This window comes from Mesorhizobium sp. M5C.F.Ca.ET.164.01.1.1, from assembly GCF_004792125.1.
In the GTDB taxonomy this organism is placed as follows: Bacteria; Pseudomonadota; Alphaproteobacteria; order Rhizobiales; family Rhizobiaceae; genus Mesorhizobium; species Mesorhizobium wenxiniae.
In genome coordinates this window covers 134835-151802 of sequence record NZ_SRTG01000007.1, presented here as the reverse complement: position 1 = coordinate 151802, position 16968 = coordinate 134835, and the positions used below count along the sequence as shown (strand labels likewise).

Below are 16968 nucleotides of genomic sequence, written 5' to 3'. Positions count from 1 at the left end.
CTTGCCAAATCAATAAGTATCGACTTATGCTTTTGCCATGATCGAAGCAGAGATTTTCCGCGCCCTTTCCGACCCGACGCGCCGCGCCGTCTACGAACGGCTCGCCGCCGGCGAGATGACCGTGTCGGAACTGCGCAGCGGCATGAGCGTGTCGCAACCGGCCGTCTCGCAGCATCTCGCGGTGCTGCGCGGCGCCGGGCTGGTGGTCGAGCGGCGAGCCGGTCGCAACGCCTATTATCGCGCCGATCCGCAAGGGCTTGACCCTCTGCTCGGCTGGATCGAGCGCTACCGGGCGTTCTGGCCCGAGCGTATCGAACGGCTCAAGGCGGTTTTGAAGGATATGGATCAATGACGGCAAAACACCATTCAGACATGGCGGCAGATTCGATCGAGTTCGAGTGCGAACTTCCAGACCCGCCGGAAAAAGTGTGGCGGGCGCTGACGGTGCCGGACCTGCTCGCGGCCTGGATGATGCCGAACGACATCAAGCCCGAGATCGGCGGCCGCTTTGCCTTTGCTAAGGCTGATGCGCAGATCGAGTGCGAAATCCTCGACGCCGAGCCCGAACGCCTGCTGCGTTATTCCTGGCGGGAGCGGCCGGCGCCTGGCAACGCAGCGGATCCGCTTACCAGCCCGCTGGACAGTATCGTCACCTTCACGCTCGACCGCACCGTGTCGGGCGGCACGCATCTGCGCATCGTCCACGACGGATTTGCGCGAGTAGCTACGCCTGCGTTTGCAGGCGCCGGTTGCCGGCTTTCGCTCAACGCACACAGCCCCAGACAGATCATAGCTGCAAACTCGCCTCGCCTCTTCCTGCGCGCGGCCTGAGCGGCACAACGGAGAAAGCGATGAGCGGTTTTGCCAACCTGGTGCCGATGGTGATCGAGCAGTCGAGCCGCGGCGAACGCGCCTTCGACATTTTTTCGCGGCTGCTGCGCGAGCGCATCGTCTTCATCAACGGTCCGATCGACGATAATGTGTCGGCGCTGGTCTGTGCCCAGCTTCTGTCGCTGGAATCCGACAATCCCGATAAGGAGATTTCGCTCTACATCAACTCGCCGGGCGGCGTGGTGACCAGCGGTTTCGCCATCTACGACACGATGCAGTATATAAGCAGTCCGGTATCGACCGTCTGCATGGGCTTTGCCGCCTCGATGGCCTCGTTCCTGCTGATGGCAGGCACGCCGGGCCGGCGGATCGCGCTGCCCAACACCAGCATCCTGCTGCACCAGCCGTCAGGCGGCTTCCAGGGCCAGGCCTCCGACATCCAGCGCCACGCCGAAGGCATCCTCAGGACCAAGCGGCGCATGACCGAGCTTTACGCGCACCACTGCGGTCGCACGTTCGAAGAGGTCGAACGCACGCTTGACCGCGACCATTTCATGACCGCCGAGGAGGCAAAGACTTGGGGGCTCGTCGATCATGTTTTTGACACCCGTAAAAAGGCGGCGTGAAAAGGTAGCCGGCTCATGAGCGATGGCGGCCAAGTCGTTCGGCAAGTTTCATCGCCGCCGGTCTGGCTCGACCAGGGCTCGGCGGATATAGTCCGTCAATGCTCCACAAGATCTCACGCACCCGCTTGAACCGGCTAGTCATCGGTGTTGCCGTCGCGGCGATGACCTTCGGCACGGCGTTCGCCCAAGACAATTCAACGCCTTTGCAGGACGGCACGCTGCCCGGTGTGTCCAACGACTATCGCATCGCCGAGCCGGCTCCCGAACCCGACGACGCCGTGCCCAGCAACGGTAACGGCCAGTTCAAGATCGGCGAAACCGAGGTCAGGATTTCCGGCAGCATAACCATCGATGTCGGCGCCGGCGCGATCAAGGTCCCTCGGCATAAGGCATGCGTGCGGGCCATCATCGCTGCCACGACCTCCAGGCACTCGTGCCCTTGCGGCCCTAAAACGAACAGCCCCGCCGCTGCTTCCGCAAACGGTCGGGGCTTTCTTGGATCTAAAATCCAACTCGCCGGGAGTGCACTGCCGGCTTTTGATTTCGGATGCTTCGCGGCATTCAGCCGACGATCCGACTAGTAGTCTCTGATTTTGGTGGGGATCGGCAAGTCACGGTTTGTCGGGCGGCGCACACGCCTGGCCCTGGCACTTATGCCTGCCGCGGCTCCAGCGACACGTGGAGCCTCAAGGGACTGTCCGGTGGAGTCATTCCTCTGCTCTCCTTTTCTGTCCATTGCGACTGGTGTCGTCCGAAGCGCATATCGCAAAAACCCGCGGCGTCTCGCAGACCACCTTGGGGCGGCGAGGCCATCGAAAGACGGCCGGCTTCGGTGACGTTTGGAGTCTGACTCCCTGAGCCTGAGACGTCAACCGTTGGACAGCCGATTACAAAAAATGTGATCGCTTGTGGGGCGAATCCGAAATTTGCATCCGTTTCGAGCAGCCCGGCGTCGGCCTTGGATTACGTGGACGCTTTTGTCAGGAGCTTGTTCGGTCTTTGTTCTTTCCGCTTGCCCGCCCGCGCGAAAGACGGTTAAAGGCTTTGGTCGAGAGTTGTGGCGTCTCTCGAAAAGGTGGCGAAATTACCTACATAGGAGATGGCCGGGACAACCCGCCATCCCACGAGATTCCAGACCTGAGGCGGCGACCGGCGATGGCCGACCATAAATATCTTTCCATTCGCGGGGCGCGCGAACACAATCTGAAGAATGTCGATCTCGACCTGCCGCGTGACAGCCTGATCGTCATGACCGGCCTGTCGGGCTCCGGCAAGTCGTCGCTCGCCTTCGATACCATCTATGCCGAGGGCCAGCGCCGCTATGTCGAGAGCCTGTCGGCATATGCGCGGCAATTCCTCGAAATGATGCAGAAGCCTGACGTCGACCAGATCGACGGCCTGTCGCCGGCCATCTCGATCGAGCAGAAGACCACCTCGAAGAATCCACGCTCGACGGTCGGCACCGTCACGGAAATCTACGACTACATGCGGCTGCTGTTCGCGCGCGTCGGCGTCCCCTACTCGCCGGCCACCGGCCTGCCGATCGAGAGCCAGACGGTGTCGCAGATGGTCGACCGCGTGCTGGCGGTCGAGGAAGGCACGCGGCTTTTCATCCTGGCGCCGATGGTGCGAGGCCGCAAAGGCGAGTACCGCAAGGAACTGCTGGAGCTGCAGAAAAAGGGGTTCCAGCGCGTCAAGGTCGACGGTGTCTTCTACGAAATCGCCGACGTGCCGGCGCTGGACAAGAAGTACAAGCATGATCTCGATGTCGTCGTCGACCGCATCGTGGTGCGCGGCGATCTGGCGACGCGGCTTGCCGATTCCATCGAAACCGCGCTGAAGCTCGCCGACGGACTGGCAGTGGCCGAATTCGCCGACCGTCCGCTCGAATCCGGCCAGACCGGCGAGAATTCGGTCAACAAGTCGAAGAACGAGACGCACGAACGTATTCTGTTCTCGGAAAAGTTCGCCTGCCCAGTGTCAGGCTTCACCATTCCCGAGATCGAGCCGCGGCTGTTCTCCTTCAACAACCCGTTCGGCGCTTGCCCGACCTGCGACGGCCTCGGCAGCCAGCGCGCCATCGACGCCAGCCTGATCGTGCCCGACGACAACCTGTCCCTGCGTGCCGGCGCCGTCAGCCCGTGGGCGAAATCGACCTCGCCCTATTACGTGCAGACGCTGGAGGCGCTGGGCAAGGTCTATGGCTTCAAGCTCGGCGACAAGTTCAGGGATCTGACCAAAGAGGCAAAGGAAGCCATCCTGCATGGCACCGGCGAGCGCGAGGTCACCTTCCAGTACGATGACGGCCTGCGCTCCTACAAGACGACGAAAACCTTCGAAGGGGTCATCCCCAATCTCGAGCGGCGTTGGAAGGAGACTGAATCTGCCTGGATGCGCGAGGAGATCGAGCGCTTCATGTCGGCCACGCCTTGCCCGGCCTGCCACGGCTACCGTCTGAAGCCGGAAGCGCTTGCGGTGAAGATTGCCGGCAAGCATATCGGCGAGGTCACCGAACTGTCGATCCGCAAGGCCGACCAATGGTTTACCGCCCTGCCCGGCTCGCTCACCGACAAGCAGAACGAGATCGCCGTGCGCGTGCTCAAGGAGATCCGCGAGCGGTTGCGCTTCCTCAACGATGTCGGGCTCGACTACCTGACGCTGTCGCGTAATTCCGGCACACTGTCGGGCGGCGAGAGCCAGCGCATTCGCCTGGCCTCGCAGATCGGCTCCGGCCTCACCGGCGTGCTCTATGTGCTGGACGAGCCGTCGATCGGCCTGCACCAGCGCGACAATGCGCGCCTGCTCGACACGCTGAAGCATCTGCGCGACATCGGCAACACGGTGATCGTCGTCGAGCATGACGAGGACGCCATCCTGCATGCCGACTACGTTGTCGATATCGGCCCGGCCGCCGGCATCCATGGCGGCCACATCATCGCGCAGGGAACACCGCAGCAGATCATGGCGAGCCCGGCCTCGATCACCGGCAAATATTTGTCGGGCGAGCTCGAAGTGGCGACGCCGGCCGTGCGGCGCGAAGCCAAGAAGAACCGGCGTCTGAAGATCGTCGGCGCGCGCGGCAACAATCTGAAGAACGTTACCGCCGAAATCCCGCTCGGCACCTTCACGGCAGTCACCGGCGTCTCCGGCGGCGGCAAGTCGACCTTCCTGATCGAAACCTTGTTCAAAGCAGCGTCGCGACGTATCATGGGTTCGCGCGAGCACCCGGCCGAGCACGACCGCGTCGAGGGGTTGGAGTTCCTCGACAAGGTCATCGACATCGACCAGTCGCCCATTGGACGGACGCCGCGCTCCAATCCCGCCACCTACACCGGCGCCTTCACACCGATCCGCGACTGGTTCGCCGGCCTGCCGGAATCCAAGGCGCGCGGCTATCAGCCGGGCCGCTTCTCGTTCAACGTCAAAGGCGGCCGCTGCGAGGCCTGCCAGGGCGACGGTGTCATCAAGATCGAGATGCACTTCCTGCCCGACGTCTACGTCACCTGCGACGTCTGCCATGGCAAGCGCTACAACCGCGAAACGCTCGATGTCTTGTTCAAGGGCAAGTCGATTGCCGACGTGCTCGATATGACGGTCGAGGAGGGCGTCGATTTCTTCGCCGCCGTGCCCGGCGTGCGCGACAAGCTGGAGACGCTGAAGCAGGTCGGCCTCGGCTACATCCATGTCGGCCAGCAGGCGACGACGCTGTCGGGCGGCGAGGCGCAGCGCATCAAGCTCGCCAAGGAACTGTCGCGCAAGGCGACCGGCAAGACGCTCTACATCCTCGACGAGCCGACCACCGGCCTGCATTTCCACGACGTCGCCAAGCTGCTCGAAGTGCTGCACGAGCTGGTCGACCAGGGCAATACGGTGGTCGTCATCGAGCACAATCTCGAAGTGATCAAGACCGCCGACTGGGTGCTCGACCTCGGCCCCGAGGGTGGCGACGGCGGCGGCGAGTTGGTGGCGTCCGGCACGCCGGAGGATATTGTCCGCGAAAAGCGCAGCTACACCGGCCAGTTCCTGCGGGAACTGCTGGAGCGGCGGCCCGGAGGCAAGCGCGAAGCGGCGGAGTGAATGAGGACTGGCTGGCGTTTGGAAGAACCTTCAAATGAAGATCAGAAGAGCGCTTGCCGGTGATCTTGATGCTGTCGTTCAGCTGACCACCGCCGCCTACGCGCCCTACACTGCGTTGCTGGGCGCGCCGCCGATCCCGGTCGCTGAACACTATGCGCCGCGGATCGGACGCGGCAAAGTCTGGCTGCTGGAAAGCAGCGGCGAGCCGGCCGGACTGATTGTCCTTCGAGCGGCACCCGGACCACACAATGATCTTCTCTGTCGCCGTCGTACCTGCCTTCCAGGGCAAAGGTTTCGGCATCGCCCTACTCAGATGGGCGGACGAACAGACGCGCCTATGGCATCTGCCCGAGGTGCGGCTCTACACCAACGCGAAGATGGAGCGGAACATCGCGCTCTACAAAGCCTATGGCTTTCACGAAACGGGTCGCCGGCCCAATCCGTACCGGCCAGGATGGACGATCGTCGATATGGCTAAAGCCGCCCAGACAACGGCGATCGCCTGATCCTTTGCAGCAAACGGGAGGACGACAGTGACTCAATCAGGAACAATTCGCGCCGGCATGGGCGGCTGGACCTTCGAGCCATGGGACACGTCCTTCTATCCGGACAAACTATCCAAGGCGAAGCAACTGCACTACGCAACCCGGCAGGTGCCGAGCATCGAGGTCAACGGCACCTATTATTCGAGTTTCAAGGAGCCGACCTTCGTCAAATGGGCTAACGAAGCGCCGGGTGGCTTCGTCTTTTCGCTTAAAGGCAACCGCTTCGTCACCAACCGCCGCGTGCTCGGCGAGGCCGGCGAGTCGATGACGCGCTTCCTGGGGTCGGGCGTCGCCGCACTCGGCGACAAGCTCGGGCCGATCCTGTGGCAGTTCGCGCCGACGAAAAAGTTCGATCCGGACGATTTCGAGGCCTTCCTCAAGCTGTTGCCTGAAAAGCAGGACGGTGTTGCGCTGCGCCATGCGGTCGAGGTGCGCAACGACAGCTTCGTCGTGCCGGAATTCGCCGCCCTGGCGCGCAAATACAAGGTCGCGATCGTCTACGCCGACCACGCCAAATATCCAGCAATCGCCGATATCACCGGCGATTTCGTCTATCTCCGGCTGCAGACAGGCAGCGACGACAATCCCGACTGCTACACGCCAAAGGCGCTCGACGAATGGGCGGCGCGGGCAAAAACCTGGGCGGAAGGCAATGTGCCTGCCGACCTGCCGCGCACCGATCCTTCAACCGACGCACCAGTCAAACCGCGTGATGTGTTTGCCTACTTCATCACCGAAGGCAAGGTCCGCGCGCCGTTCGGCGCCATGGCGCTGATGAAACGCGTCACAGGCTGATGGCTCGAGTTGTGACATCTACATCACCATCGTAACCTTATCGATACCTCCTTGCTGCATGAATCCGCGGAGCTAGGGCAGCCGCGGGTTAGGGCATGTCGCTCGACTACCACTCACTTCTGCTGGCTGTCGGTTTTTCCGCCGCCTGCCTGAGCCTGACGTTGTTCGGCATCTGGCTGACCGCGCGAACTGAAAAGTTTCTGCTGACATGGTCGATCAGCGCGTTGTTGATCGTCGGCGATGTTTTTATCTACGAGGACTATATCGAGACGCCCGGACGCATCCTCGGCATCGCGACGTTCGCCCTGCTCCTGGTTGGGTTCTCGACCATGCTGGGCGCCGCCTACCAGTTCAGGTCCGGCCGGTCGCCGATCCCGCTGACGGTTTTCGGCAGTTGCATCTCGCTTGCCCTAGCGTTGCCGCCGATGGCGCTCGGCTATGACGGGCTCGGCTTCATGTTCGAAAATCTTCTTGCCGCCCTGCTTCTATTTGCGACGGCTTATCAATACTGGATCGGGCGCGCTGAAGCCCCTGTCCCGATCATCGGCCTCGCCGTGCTCTACTCGGCCACCGGCATTTCCTTTGTACTGTGTGCCATGGCTCTTGCATGGGATGGGAAGCTTGTCCTTGGACATGCGCCGAGCAACTGGGCCGAGGATCTGAGCCTCGTAATCGTCATCGCCAGCATGACTGGCATCGGCGCTCTTTCACTGGCACTCAACCAGGGCCGTCTGGCCCGATATCATCGTCTGGCTGCGCTAACCGATCCGCTGACTGGCCTGCTCAATCGGCGCGCCCTGTTCGATCTCAATGGCGGCGCCCCGATCGGGGCCTTCACGGCGGTGGTCGTATTCGACCTCGACGGCTTCAAGGCCATCAACGACGAATTCGGCCACGCCACAGGCGATCAGGTGCTGAGAGTGTTCGCCGAGGAACTGGTGGAGAACCTTCGCCCCACCGATGTCGCCGCGCGCATGGGCGGAGAGGAGTTCGCGCTGGTTATGCAGCGGACCCTGCCCGAAGCGGTGGAGTTCACCGCCGAGCGTATACGCACCGCCTTTGCCGCGCGTGTCATCGAGACCGAAACCCGTCCCCTGACATGTACGGTCAGCGCCGGATACGCCTTCGGCAGCAAGGACGGCATGAGCTTCGACAAAGTGGTCAGCGCCGCCGACAAGGCGCTCTATGCCGCCAAGCGCGGCGGTCGCAACCGCGTCGCGGCCTCGACCTTCCGACGCGCAAGCTAGCCCTTGGCGGGATAGCGTACCGCCCCTTCCGTCAGCCCTCACGCCGCCATCACGACCTCGTTGTAGGCATCGAGATCGACGTAGAAGACCTTGGTGATCTCTGCGATCAGCTCGTCGTGATCGTATCCTTGCGATTTCAGAATGTTGATGGCGGTCATGATGTCGACGCGCTCGGTGAGCCGTCGTTTCTGGTAGTCCTCGACATAACGTTCCATCGGCTGCCCCGGCCCAAGTGCCCCAAATGCGTTGAACAACGATCAGATCGCAGAAAGGGGGTTGCTTGCACGGAACGTGCCGGCTGAGTCCACGCTTCACCTTGATCTGTCAACAAAACTGATACGGAAGCGGCCGACTCAACAAGGCCAAGTAAAGCCTAGCATGCAATCTTCGGCGCGCCAGAGTTGCAAACGGTGTCGTTGAAGAAAATCTCGTAAACCTTCGTTATTTCATCCTTGGGCGCAGCGACGCGAAGCGGAGTGAAGATACAAGAATCAATGCCGTGACTTCAGAGGATCGCCACGGTGCAGAATCCAGGATGCGGGGCGCCGGAGAACGGCTTTTTCTCTTCGCCCCTGCACTCTTCGGCGGGTGTCACGGCATGGATTCCTGGGGTCTGCGCCGCGTCGCTTCGCTTCTTGCTTCGCCCCAGGATGACGACGGGAGAGATGGTTCAGCTAATCCTAGAGGTTTGGGATTCGCCACTGAGGCTTTAGACAGTCAGGAACTTGCGGACATCCGCGCGGTCGAGATCCTCGGCCGGGCCCGTGTGGACGATCTGGCCGCGGTCCATGATGTTGACCTCGTCCGCCAGTTCCCGGCAGAAATCTAGATACTGTTCGACCAGCAGCACGGCGATGCCTGCCTGGTCGCGCAGATAGCGAATGGCGCGGCTGATATCCTTGATGATCGACGGCTGGATGCCTTCGGTCGGCTCGTCGAGCACCAGCAGTTTCGGCCGCATCACCAGTGCCCTGCCGATGGCAAGCTGCTGCTGCTGGCCGCCGGAAAGGTCGCCGCCGCGGCGCGCGAGCATCTGCTTCAGCACCGGGAACAATTCGAAGACATGGCCGGGAATCTTGCGGTCGGCGCGCCTCAATGGCGCAAAGCCCGATTCGAGGTTTTCCCGCACGGTGAGCAGCGGGAAGATCTCCCTGCCCTGCGGCACGAATGCGATGCCCGACCGGGCGCGGTCATACGCCGCGCTCCGGTCGAGCGCCTTCCCCTCGAAGGCAACGCTCCCGCTCGTCAGCCGGTGGTGGCCGACGATCGATCTCATCAAACTGGTTTTGCCGACGCCGTTGCGGCCGAGCACGCAGGTGATCTTGCCCGCGCCGGCCTTCAGCGAGACGCCACGCAGCGCCTGGGCGGCGCCGTAGTGCAGCGTGGCGTTGGAGACTTCGAGCATGGTCAGCGCCTTCTCCAACGCCTGAAGAACGAAAGGTCGAAATGATGGAACGGAACGCGCCAGACCATGATCATCTCCCCAGATAGACTTCGACGACACGCTCGTCGGCCGAAACGAAATCGAGCGAGCCTTCGGACAGGACCGAGCCTTCGTGCAGGCAGGTGACCTTGACGCCGAGCTCGCGCACGAAATGCATGTCATGCTCGACGACGATGACCGAATGGTCGCGCGCAATATCCTTGAGCAGCCGCGCGGTCTCCTCGGTCTCGGCGTCGGTCATGCCGGCAACCGGTTCGTCGACCAGCAGCAGCTTCGGATCCTGCGCCAGCAGCATGCCGATCTCGAGCCATTGCTTCTGGCCGTGGCTGAGATTGGCGGCGAGTTCATCGCGCTTGTCCCCCAGCCGGGTGATGCCGAGGATATAGTCGATCTGCCGCGCCTCCGCGGCCGAGCGGCGATGGAACAGCGCTGGGAAGATCGAGCGTGGGCCCTTCAGCGCCAGCATCAGGTTCTCCTCGATCGTGTGGTTTTCGAAGACGGTCGGCTTCTGGAATTTCCTGCCGATGCCCATCATGGCGATCTCGGCCTCGTCATATTTGGTCAGGTCGACCTGCCCGTCGAAGTAAACCTCGCCCGCGTCGGGACGCGTCTTGCCGGTGACGATGTCCATCATCGTGGTCTTGCCGGCGCCGTTGGGACCGATGATCGCCCGCATCTCGCCCTTGTCGAGCACCAGCGACAGGTTGTTGATGGCGCGAAAGCCGTCGAAGGAAACTGAGACGCCGTCGAGATAGAGGATGGTGTTGCTCTTCGACATCGCTCACTCCGCCGGCTGCGGTTCGGGGCCGGACGCGGACCAGTCGCCCGGCGTTCTCGCAGCCGAGCGAACGATCTTCGGCGGTGGCGGGACGTCAGGATCTGTGCCGGCCTCCTCGGCGATCGAGGCTGCGCGCAGCGCCTTGGCGTTGCCGCGCCAGGAATCCCACATGCCGACAATGCCCTTGGGCAGGAACAGCGTGACGGCGACAAACAGTCCACCCAGCGCAAACAGCCAGAACTCCGGCAGCACGCCGGTGAACCAGGATTTGCCGGCATTGACCACGAGCGCGCCGATGATCGGCCCGACGATGGTGCCGCGCCCGCCGACCGCCGCCCATACCACGACCTCGATCGAATTGGACGGCTCGAACTCGCCCGGATTGATGATGCCGACCTGCGGCACATAGAGCGCGCCGGCAATGCCGGCCATGACAGCCGACACAGTGAAGGCGAACAGTTTGACGTTCTCCGCGCGCCAGCCGAGAAAGCGCGTGCGGCTCTCGGCGTCGCGCACAGCCATCAGCAGCTTGCCGTATTTTGAACCGACGATTGCCCAGGTAACGAAGACGGCGAGCGCCAGTGTTATGGCGCTGGCCGCGAACAATGCCGAGCGAGTCGCATCGGCCTGCACGTTGAAGCCGAGAATATCCTTGAAATCGGTCAGGCCGTTGTTGCCGCCAAAGCCCATGTCGTTGCGGAAAAACGCAAGCAGCAGCGCATAAGTCATTGCCTGGGTGATGATCGACAGATAGACGCCGGTGACGCGGCTGCGGAAGGCGAACCAGCCAAAGACGAAGGCAAGCAGGCCGGGCACCGCAAGCACCATGATCGCCGCAAACCAGAAATGGTCGAAACCGAACCAGAACCACGGCAGCTCCTTGTAGTTTAGGAACACCATGAAGTCCGGCAGCAGCGGATTGCCGTAGACGCCGCGCGAACCGATCTGGCGCATCAGATACATGCCCATCGCATAGCCGCCGAGCGCGAAAAAGGCGCCGTGGCCGAGCGAAAGGATGCCGCAATAGCCCCAGACGAGATCGAGCGCCAAGGCGAGCAGCGCGTAGCAGAGATATTTCCCGGTGAGCGCGACGACATAGGACGGCACGTAGAACGCACTTGTCGGCGAGACCGCAAGATTGAGCAGCGGAACGATGAAGGCGACCGCCAAAATGATGAAGATCGTGATGGCGATGCGGCGGTCGGCGCCGGCGGCGAAGAAGCGTCCCGTGATCATGCTTCCACCGACCTGCCCTTCAGCGCGAAAAGGCCGCGCGGGCGTTTCTGAATGAACAGGATGATGAGGACCAGCACGACTATCTTGCCGAGGACTGCCCCGGCATAGGGTTCGAGAAACTTGTTGACGATGCCGAGCGAGAAGGCGCCGACCAGCGTGCCCCAGAGATTGCCGACGCCGCCGAAGACGACGACCATGAAGCTGTCGATGATGTAGCCGCGGCCGAGATTGGGCGAGACATTGTCGATCTGGCTGAGCGCGACACCGGCGATGCCGGCAATTCCGGACCCCAGTGCAAAGGTCAGCGCGTCGACCCATGGCGTCCTGATTCCCATGGACGCGGCCATGCGGCGATTGGCAGTGACGGCGCGCATCTGCAGGCCCCAGGGGGTGCGCTTCATCACATAAAGCAGCACCACGAACACGCAGAGCGCGAATACCAGTATCCAGAGCCGGTTCCAGGTAACCGCAAGCTGGCCGATATCGAACGAACCGGACATCCATGACGGGTTGCCGACTTCCTGGTTCGTCGGCCCGAAGATGCTGCGCACGGCCTGCTGCAGGATCAGCGAGACGCCCCATGTCGCCAGCAGCGTCTCTAGCGGCCGGCCGTAAAGGAAACGGATGACGCCCCGCTCGATGACAAGGCCGACGAGCGCCGCGACCGAGAAGGCGAGCGGCAGCGCGATGACCAGCGACCAGTCGAACAGGCCGGGCAAGGAATTGCGGATCACCTCCTGCACGACAAAGGTCGTGTAGGCGCCGAGCATGACCATTTCGCCATGCGCCATGTTGATCACACCCATCACGCCGAAGGTGATGGCAAGGCCGATCGCCGCCAGCAGCAGCACCGATCCAAGCGAAATGCCGTACCAGATGTTCTGGCCCGCATCCCACAGCGTCAGCGTCGACTTGATGCTGGCGATCGCCGCCGTCGCCGCGTCCTTGACCGCGCCTTCGGAATTGGCCTCGACGGCGGTGAGCAGGGACAGTGCGTTGCGGTCGCCGCGCGCGCCGATCAGGGCGATGGCCGCCAGCTTGTCGGCCTCCGGCCTGTCCGACACCAGAATGGATGCGGCGCGGGCCTGTTCGAGCAGCGCTTTGACGCTTGCCACGGTTTCGCTGGCGATTGCGGCATCGAGTGGCTCGATGTTTGTCGCATCGGGCGTCTTGAACATGGTGTCGGCGGCGGCAATGCGCGCGGCCGGATCTTTTGCGCCGAGCGTCAGCATGCCCAAAGCATCGCGGATGGCGCGGCGCAGCGTATTGTTGACCTTGATCTTGGTGATCTCGCGCTTGGCCGCGTCGCCGGATTTTTCACCGCTCAGCGGGTCGAGCAGCTCAACGCTGCCGCCACCTTCCTTGCCGATGAAGACCAGCGAATCGGCCTTGCGGACGTAGAGATCGCCCTCTGCAAGCGCGCCGAGCGGGCGTTCGACGGCAGTATCGCCGGTGGCCGCCAGCTCGCGCACGACAGCTTCGGTGGCCGAAAAATTCGAGGCAGTGGCAAATTTGGCGATGATGGCGCGCAGATCCGCTTCGGCAGCGTTCGACGGCGATAGCATCCCCAGGAGGAGCAGCATCGTCAGGCCGATCGCGCGGGTGAAGATCATCGATTTCTGGCGGCTCTTGAAGGGTTGAAATTCGCGTCCGGACGGACTGGAGGAGAGGAGGAGCTCGCCCGGACGCGTCGCGGTCTGGGTCGTGGAGAACTCCACGACAGGTCAGACCCGGGAGGATCAGTTGGTTCCCTTGCCGCCGCACTTGCCGGTGGCGACATTGAAGTTGCCGCAGGACAGAGGCGCGCGCCAATCGGAGATCAGGTCCTTCGAATCAGCCAGATAGTCAGACCACTCGTCACCCATCACCAGGCCAGGCGTCTGCGAGACGGTCTCGAACTGGCCATCGGCCTGGATTTCGCCGATCAGTACCGGCTTGGTGATGTGATGGTTCGGCATCATGGTCGAATAACCACCGGTCAGGTTCGGCACCGAGACGCCGATCACCGCGTCGATGACTTTGTCAGGGTCGGTGGTGCCGGCCTTCTCAACCGCCTTCACCCACATGTTGAAGCCGACATAGTGGGCTTCCATCGGGTCGTTGGTGGTGCGCTTGTCGTTCTTGATGAGCTTGTGCCAGTCGGCAATGAACTTCGCGTTCTCGGGCGTATCGATGCTCTGGAAATAGTTCCAGGCGGCGAGATGGCCGACGAGCGGCGCAGTGTCGAGACCGGCAAGCTCTTCCTCGCCGACCGAGAAGGCCATGACCGGGATGTCCTCGGCCTTGATGCCCTGGTTGCCGAGTTCCTTGTAGAACGGCACGTTGGCGTCGCCATTGACCGTCGAGACGACGGCGGTCTTCTTGCCGGCCGAGCCGAACTTCTTGATCGCCGAGACCTCGGTCTGCCAATCGGAGAAGCCGAACGGCGTGTAGTTGACCATGATGTCTTCGGCAGCGACGCCCTTGGCCTTCAGATAGGCTTCGAGGATTTTGTTGGTGGTGCGTGGATAGACATAGTCGGTGCCTTCAAGCACCCAGCGCTTCACCGACCCGCCGTCCTCGCTCATCAGATAGTCGACGGCCGGAATAGCCTGCTGGTTCGGCGCCGCACCGGTGTAGAACACGTTGCGCTCGCTCTCCTCGCCCTCGTACTGGACGGGGTAGAATAGGATGTTGTCGAGCTCGCTGAACACCGGCAGCACCGATTTGCGCGACACCGAGGTCCAGCAACCGAACACCGCCGCGACCTTCTCCTTGGAGATCAGCTCGCGTGCCTTTTCGGCGAACAGCGGCCAGTTCGAAGCCGGATCGACGACGACCGCTTCGAGCTTCTTGCCGAGCAGGCCGCCCTTTGCATTCTGCTCTTCGATGAGCATCAGCATGGCGTCCTTCAGCGTCGTCTCCGAAATCGCCATGGTCCCCGACAGCGAGTGGAGAATACCCACCTTGATCGTGTCGTCAGCCGCCTTGGCCGGGACACTCATTAGCAAGCCGGCCGTGACCGCGCCTGCCGAAAACATTTTTGTTATTGTCGAGAAACTGCCCCTCATATTTCAAACTCCCTAGCTGGTTGACCGCATCGCAAACAGACCATGCAACAGCTGTGCCAACCGCGGGAGCAAAATTGAGGGGCTTAGATTTCTTTGCCCTATCAGTGGGTTAATATACTAGCCGCCTACGTTAAGCGCCGCCGCAGGTGTTCTGATTGAGAAAAATTTCCCCGCTCTCGCCTAAGTTTTGATCACTCACGAATTAATGCATGAATTTTGAGCAACATCGTATCAAAGACGGCGAACTGTTGCAGCGCTGCAGGAAGATGGGGCAAGTTCGATCTTCAAAAGAGCTACGTCATGACCTCCAGGATTTCTCGTATTTTCAGCACCATGCTTCTGGTTGCGGCCACCGGCAGTGCACGCGCCGATTTCACCCACGGCAAATTGCCGGACGGGACCTATCATTGCGAAGTCTATCTGCTAGGCATGTTCCTCAGCCTTGGCGACATCACCATCAAGGGAAATGTCTATAGCGGTCCGGTGACCTTCGGAACCGCCCGGCAGGGCTACAACTATCAGATGGATGCAAATGGCGAGATTACATGGTTGGGCCCGTTGGGCGGCTATACGACCGGCGGCAACTCGATCTCGCTCACGCAAGCCATCCTGGACGATCAAACCAGCCCGTCCTTCGACATCATCATGAAGCAGCCTGACGGCGCCTTCACCGCCTCGACCTGCACGAAGCGTTGAACAGCCGACAAGAAGAGGCGCGAAACCTTGCGAGGTTCCGCGCCAACAGGCAGTCGAGAGGGTATCGCTAAATGCTCTTGGCCGACATCTGTTCAGCGATATAGTCGGCCTGACGGATCGCCAGCGACACGATCGTCAATGTCGGATTTTCCGCGCCGCCGGTGGTGAACTGGCTGCCATCCGACACGAACAGGTTCTTGATGTCGTGCGCCTGGCCATGCTTGTTGACGACGCCGCCGACCGGCTTCTCGCTCATCCGGTTGGTGCCGAGATTGTGGGTCGACGGATAGGGTGGCGTCGGGAAGGTCCGGGTCGCACCCACCGCTGCGTAAAGCGCCGAGCCCTGCTTGTAGGCGTGGTCTCGCATTGCCGTGTCGTTGGCATGGTCGTCGAAATGGACGTCCGCCACCGCCATGCCGTGCTCGTCCTTGAGATCGGCATGCAGCGTGATGCGGTTTTCCTCGCGCGGCATGTCTTCGCCGACGATCCACATGCCGGCCATATGGTCGTAGTGGTCGAGCGCCGTGGTGAAGGAACGCCCCCAGCCGCCGGGATCGAGGAAGGCGGCCATGAACGGCAGGCCGAGCGACAGCGTCTCAAGCTCGTAGCCGCCGACGAAGCCGCGCGAAGGATCGTTGCGGGCCTCATCGCGGATGATACCGGCCATGGTGGTGCCGCGATACATATGCACCGGCTTGTCGAAGATGCCGTAGACCGAGCCCGTGGTGTGGCGCATGTAGTTCTTGCCGACCTGCCCCGACGAATTGGCAAGGCCGTCGGGAAACTGGCTCGATGCCGAATTGAGCAGCAGCCGCGGGCTCTCGATCGAGTTTCCGGCCACGGCGACGATGCGGGCCTTCTGTTCCTGCAGTCTGCCGTCCTTGTCGGCATAGACGACGCCGGTCACCTTGCCTGACCCATCGTGGTTGATCTTGATAGCCATGGCGTTCGGCCTGACCTCGAGATGGCCGGTCGCCTCGCCCTTGGGAATTTCGCTGTAGAGCGTCGACCATTTGGCGCCCCATTTACAGCCCTGGAAGCAGAAGCCGGTCTGCTGGCAGGCATTGCGGTTGTCGCGCGGCTCTGAATTGATTGCCATCCGGCCGGTGTGGCACTCCTTGTAGCCGAGCTTGTCGGCGCCGGCCTTCATCACCTTGAAGTTGTTGTTGCCGGGAAGGCCTGGGATGTTGTTGGTGAGCGTCACGCCCAGCTTATCTTCGGCCTTTGCGTAGTAGGGCTCCAGCTCGGCAAGCGTGATCGGCCAATCGAGCAGGTTCGCGCCTTTTAGTTTTCCGTAGGTCGAAAGCGTTCTGAATTCATGCTCCTGAAAGCGCAGCGAGGCGCCCGCCCAGTGCGTGGTCGAGCCGCCGACCGCCTTGACGATCCATGCCGGCAGATTGGGAAAATCTTTCGCCACCCGCCAGCCGCCCGAGGTCGTGCGCTTGTCCGTCCAGGCGAGCTGGGCGAATGAATCCCACTCGTCGTTGATGAAATCCTCGTATTCGTGCCGTGCGCCCGCCTCCAGGATGACGACATTGATGCCTTTCTGGGCGAGTTCGTTGCCGAGCGTGCCGCCGCCGGCGCCGGAGCCGATGATGACAACCACGCCGTCGTTCGTGAGATCAAATGGTGCTGCCATGGTT

The 16968-nt window shown here is 62.0% G+C and carries 14 protein-coding genes and 2 pseudogenes; 9 read left to right on the top strand and 7 right to left on the bottom strand.

Annotated features, from left to right (window positions below):
- Positions 1-37 precede the first annotated feature (37 nt).
- From EN807_RS27700 to EN807_RS27665, 8 genes and pseudogenes are all read left to right on the top strand, one after another.
- Entirely contained in the window at positions 38-352 is a 315-nt protein-coding gene (locus tag EN807_RS27700; protein WP_135937492.1) for a metalloregulator ArsR/SmtB family transcription factor, read from the top strand.
- Entirely contained in the window at positions 349-831 is a 483-nt protein-coding gene (locus EN807_RS27695) for an SRPBCC domain-containing protein (protein WP_135937491.1), read from the top strand. Before EN807_RS27700 ends, EN807_RS27695 begins: the two co-directional genes overlap by 4 nt.
- Positions 832-851: 20 nt before the next feature.
- A complete protein-coding gene (locus EN807_RS27690; RefSeq protein ID WP_127314869.1) occupies positions 852-1457 on the top strand; it encodes an ATP-dependent Clp protease proteolytic subunit in 606 nt (201 codons plus the stop codon).
- 161 nt (positions 1458-1618) lie between these two features.
- Positions 1619-1822: pseudogene (locus EN807_RS27685) on the top strand (hypothetical protein); the annotation flags it as partial.
- Between the two features lie 790 nt (positions 1823-2612).
- Complete coding sequence (uvrA, locus tag EN807_RS27680) at positions 2613-5534, top strand: excinuclease ABC subunit UvrA (RefSeq protein WP_135937490.1); 2922 nt, start codon at positions 2613-2615, stop codon at positions 5532-5534.
- Positions 5535-5568: 34 nt separating this feature from the next.
- Positions 5569-6040 (top strand): annotated as a pseudogene (locus EN807_RS27675) (GNAT family N-acetyltransferase).
- A 27-nt stretch (positions 6041-6067) separates the two neighbouring features.
- A complete protein-coding gene (locus EN807_RS27670; RefSeq protein ID WP_135937489.1) occupies positions 6068-6874 on the top strand; it encodes a DUF72 domain-containing protein in 807 nt (268 codons plus the stop codon).
- A gap of 95 nt (positions 6875-6969) precedes the next feature.
- Positions 6970-8121, top strand: a complete 1152-nt coding sequence (locus EN807_RS27665) for a GGDEF domain-containing protein (protein ID WP_135937488.1) — start codon at positions 6970-6972, stop codon at positions 8119-8121.
- Between the two features lie 38 nt (positions 8122-8159).
- On the opposite strand, the gene EN807_RS27660 is transcribed toward EN807_RS27665, so the two are convergent.
- The 6 genes from EN807_RS27660 to urtA form a co-directional block, all read right to left on the bottom strand.
- Positions 8160-8336 carry a hypothetical protein gene (locus EN807_RS27660; RefSeq protein WP_095485313.1) on the bottom strand — a complete coding sequence of 59 codons (177 nt, stop codon included), beginning with the start codon at positions 8334-8336 and terminating at the stop codon, positions 8160-8162.
- A 494-nt stretch (positions 8337-8830) separates the two neighbouring features.
- Positions 8831-9526: an urea ABC transporter ATP-binding subunit UrtE gene (urtE, locus tag EN807_RS27655; RefSeq protein ID WP_135937487.1), complete on the bottom strand. Its 696-nt coding sequence runs from the start codon at positions 9524-9526 to the stop codon at positions 8831-8833.
- A 70-nt stretch (positions 9527-9596) separates the two neighbouring features.
- Positions 9597-10343, bottom strand: a complete 747-nt coding sequence (gene urtD / locus EN807_RS27650; RefSeq protein ID WP_135937486.1) for an urea ABC transporter ATP-binding protein UrtD — start codon at positions 10341-10343, stop codon at positions 9597-9599.
- A 3-nt stretch (positions 10344-10346) separates the two neighbouring features.
- Positions 10347-11579, bottom strand: a complete 1233-nt coding sequence (gene urtC / locus EN807_RS27645) for an urea ABC transporter permease subunit UrtC (protein ID WP_135937485.1) — start codon at positions 11577-11579, stop codon at positions 10347-10349.
- Entirely contained in the window at positions 11576-13192 is a 1617-nt protein-coding gene (gene urtB / locus EN807_RS27640) for an urea ABC transporter permease subunit UrtB (protein ID WP_135937563.1), read from the bottom strand. The genes urtC and urtB overlap by 4 nt, the downstream gene beginning before the upstream one ends.
- 126 nt (positions 13193-13318) lie before the next feature.
- Positions 13319-14629, bottom strand: a complete 1311-nt coding sequence (urtA, locus tag EN807_RS27635; protein ID WP_135937484.1) for an urea ABC transporter substrate-binding protein — start codon at positions 14627-14629, stop codon at positions 13319-13321.
- A gap of 300 nt (positions 14630-14929) precedes the next feature.
- Between urtA and EN807_RS27630 the strand changes: the two genes are divergently transcribed.
- Positions 14930-15325, top strand: a complete 396-nt coding sequence (locus tag EN807_RS27630) for a hypothetical protein (RefSeq protein WP_135937483.1) — start codon at positions 14930-14932, stop codon at positions 15323-15325.
- Between the two features lie 67 nt (positions 15326-15392).
- Here the strand turns inward: EN807_RS27630 and EN807_RS27625 are convergent, their stop codons facing one another.
- On the bottom strand, positions 15393-16964 hold the full coding sequence (locus EN807_RS27625; protein WP_135937482.1) for a GMC family oxidoreductase: 1572 nt from the start codon (positions 16962-16964) through the stop codon (positions 15393-15395).
- Positions 16965-16968: the final 4 nt, after the last annotated feature.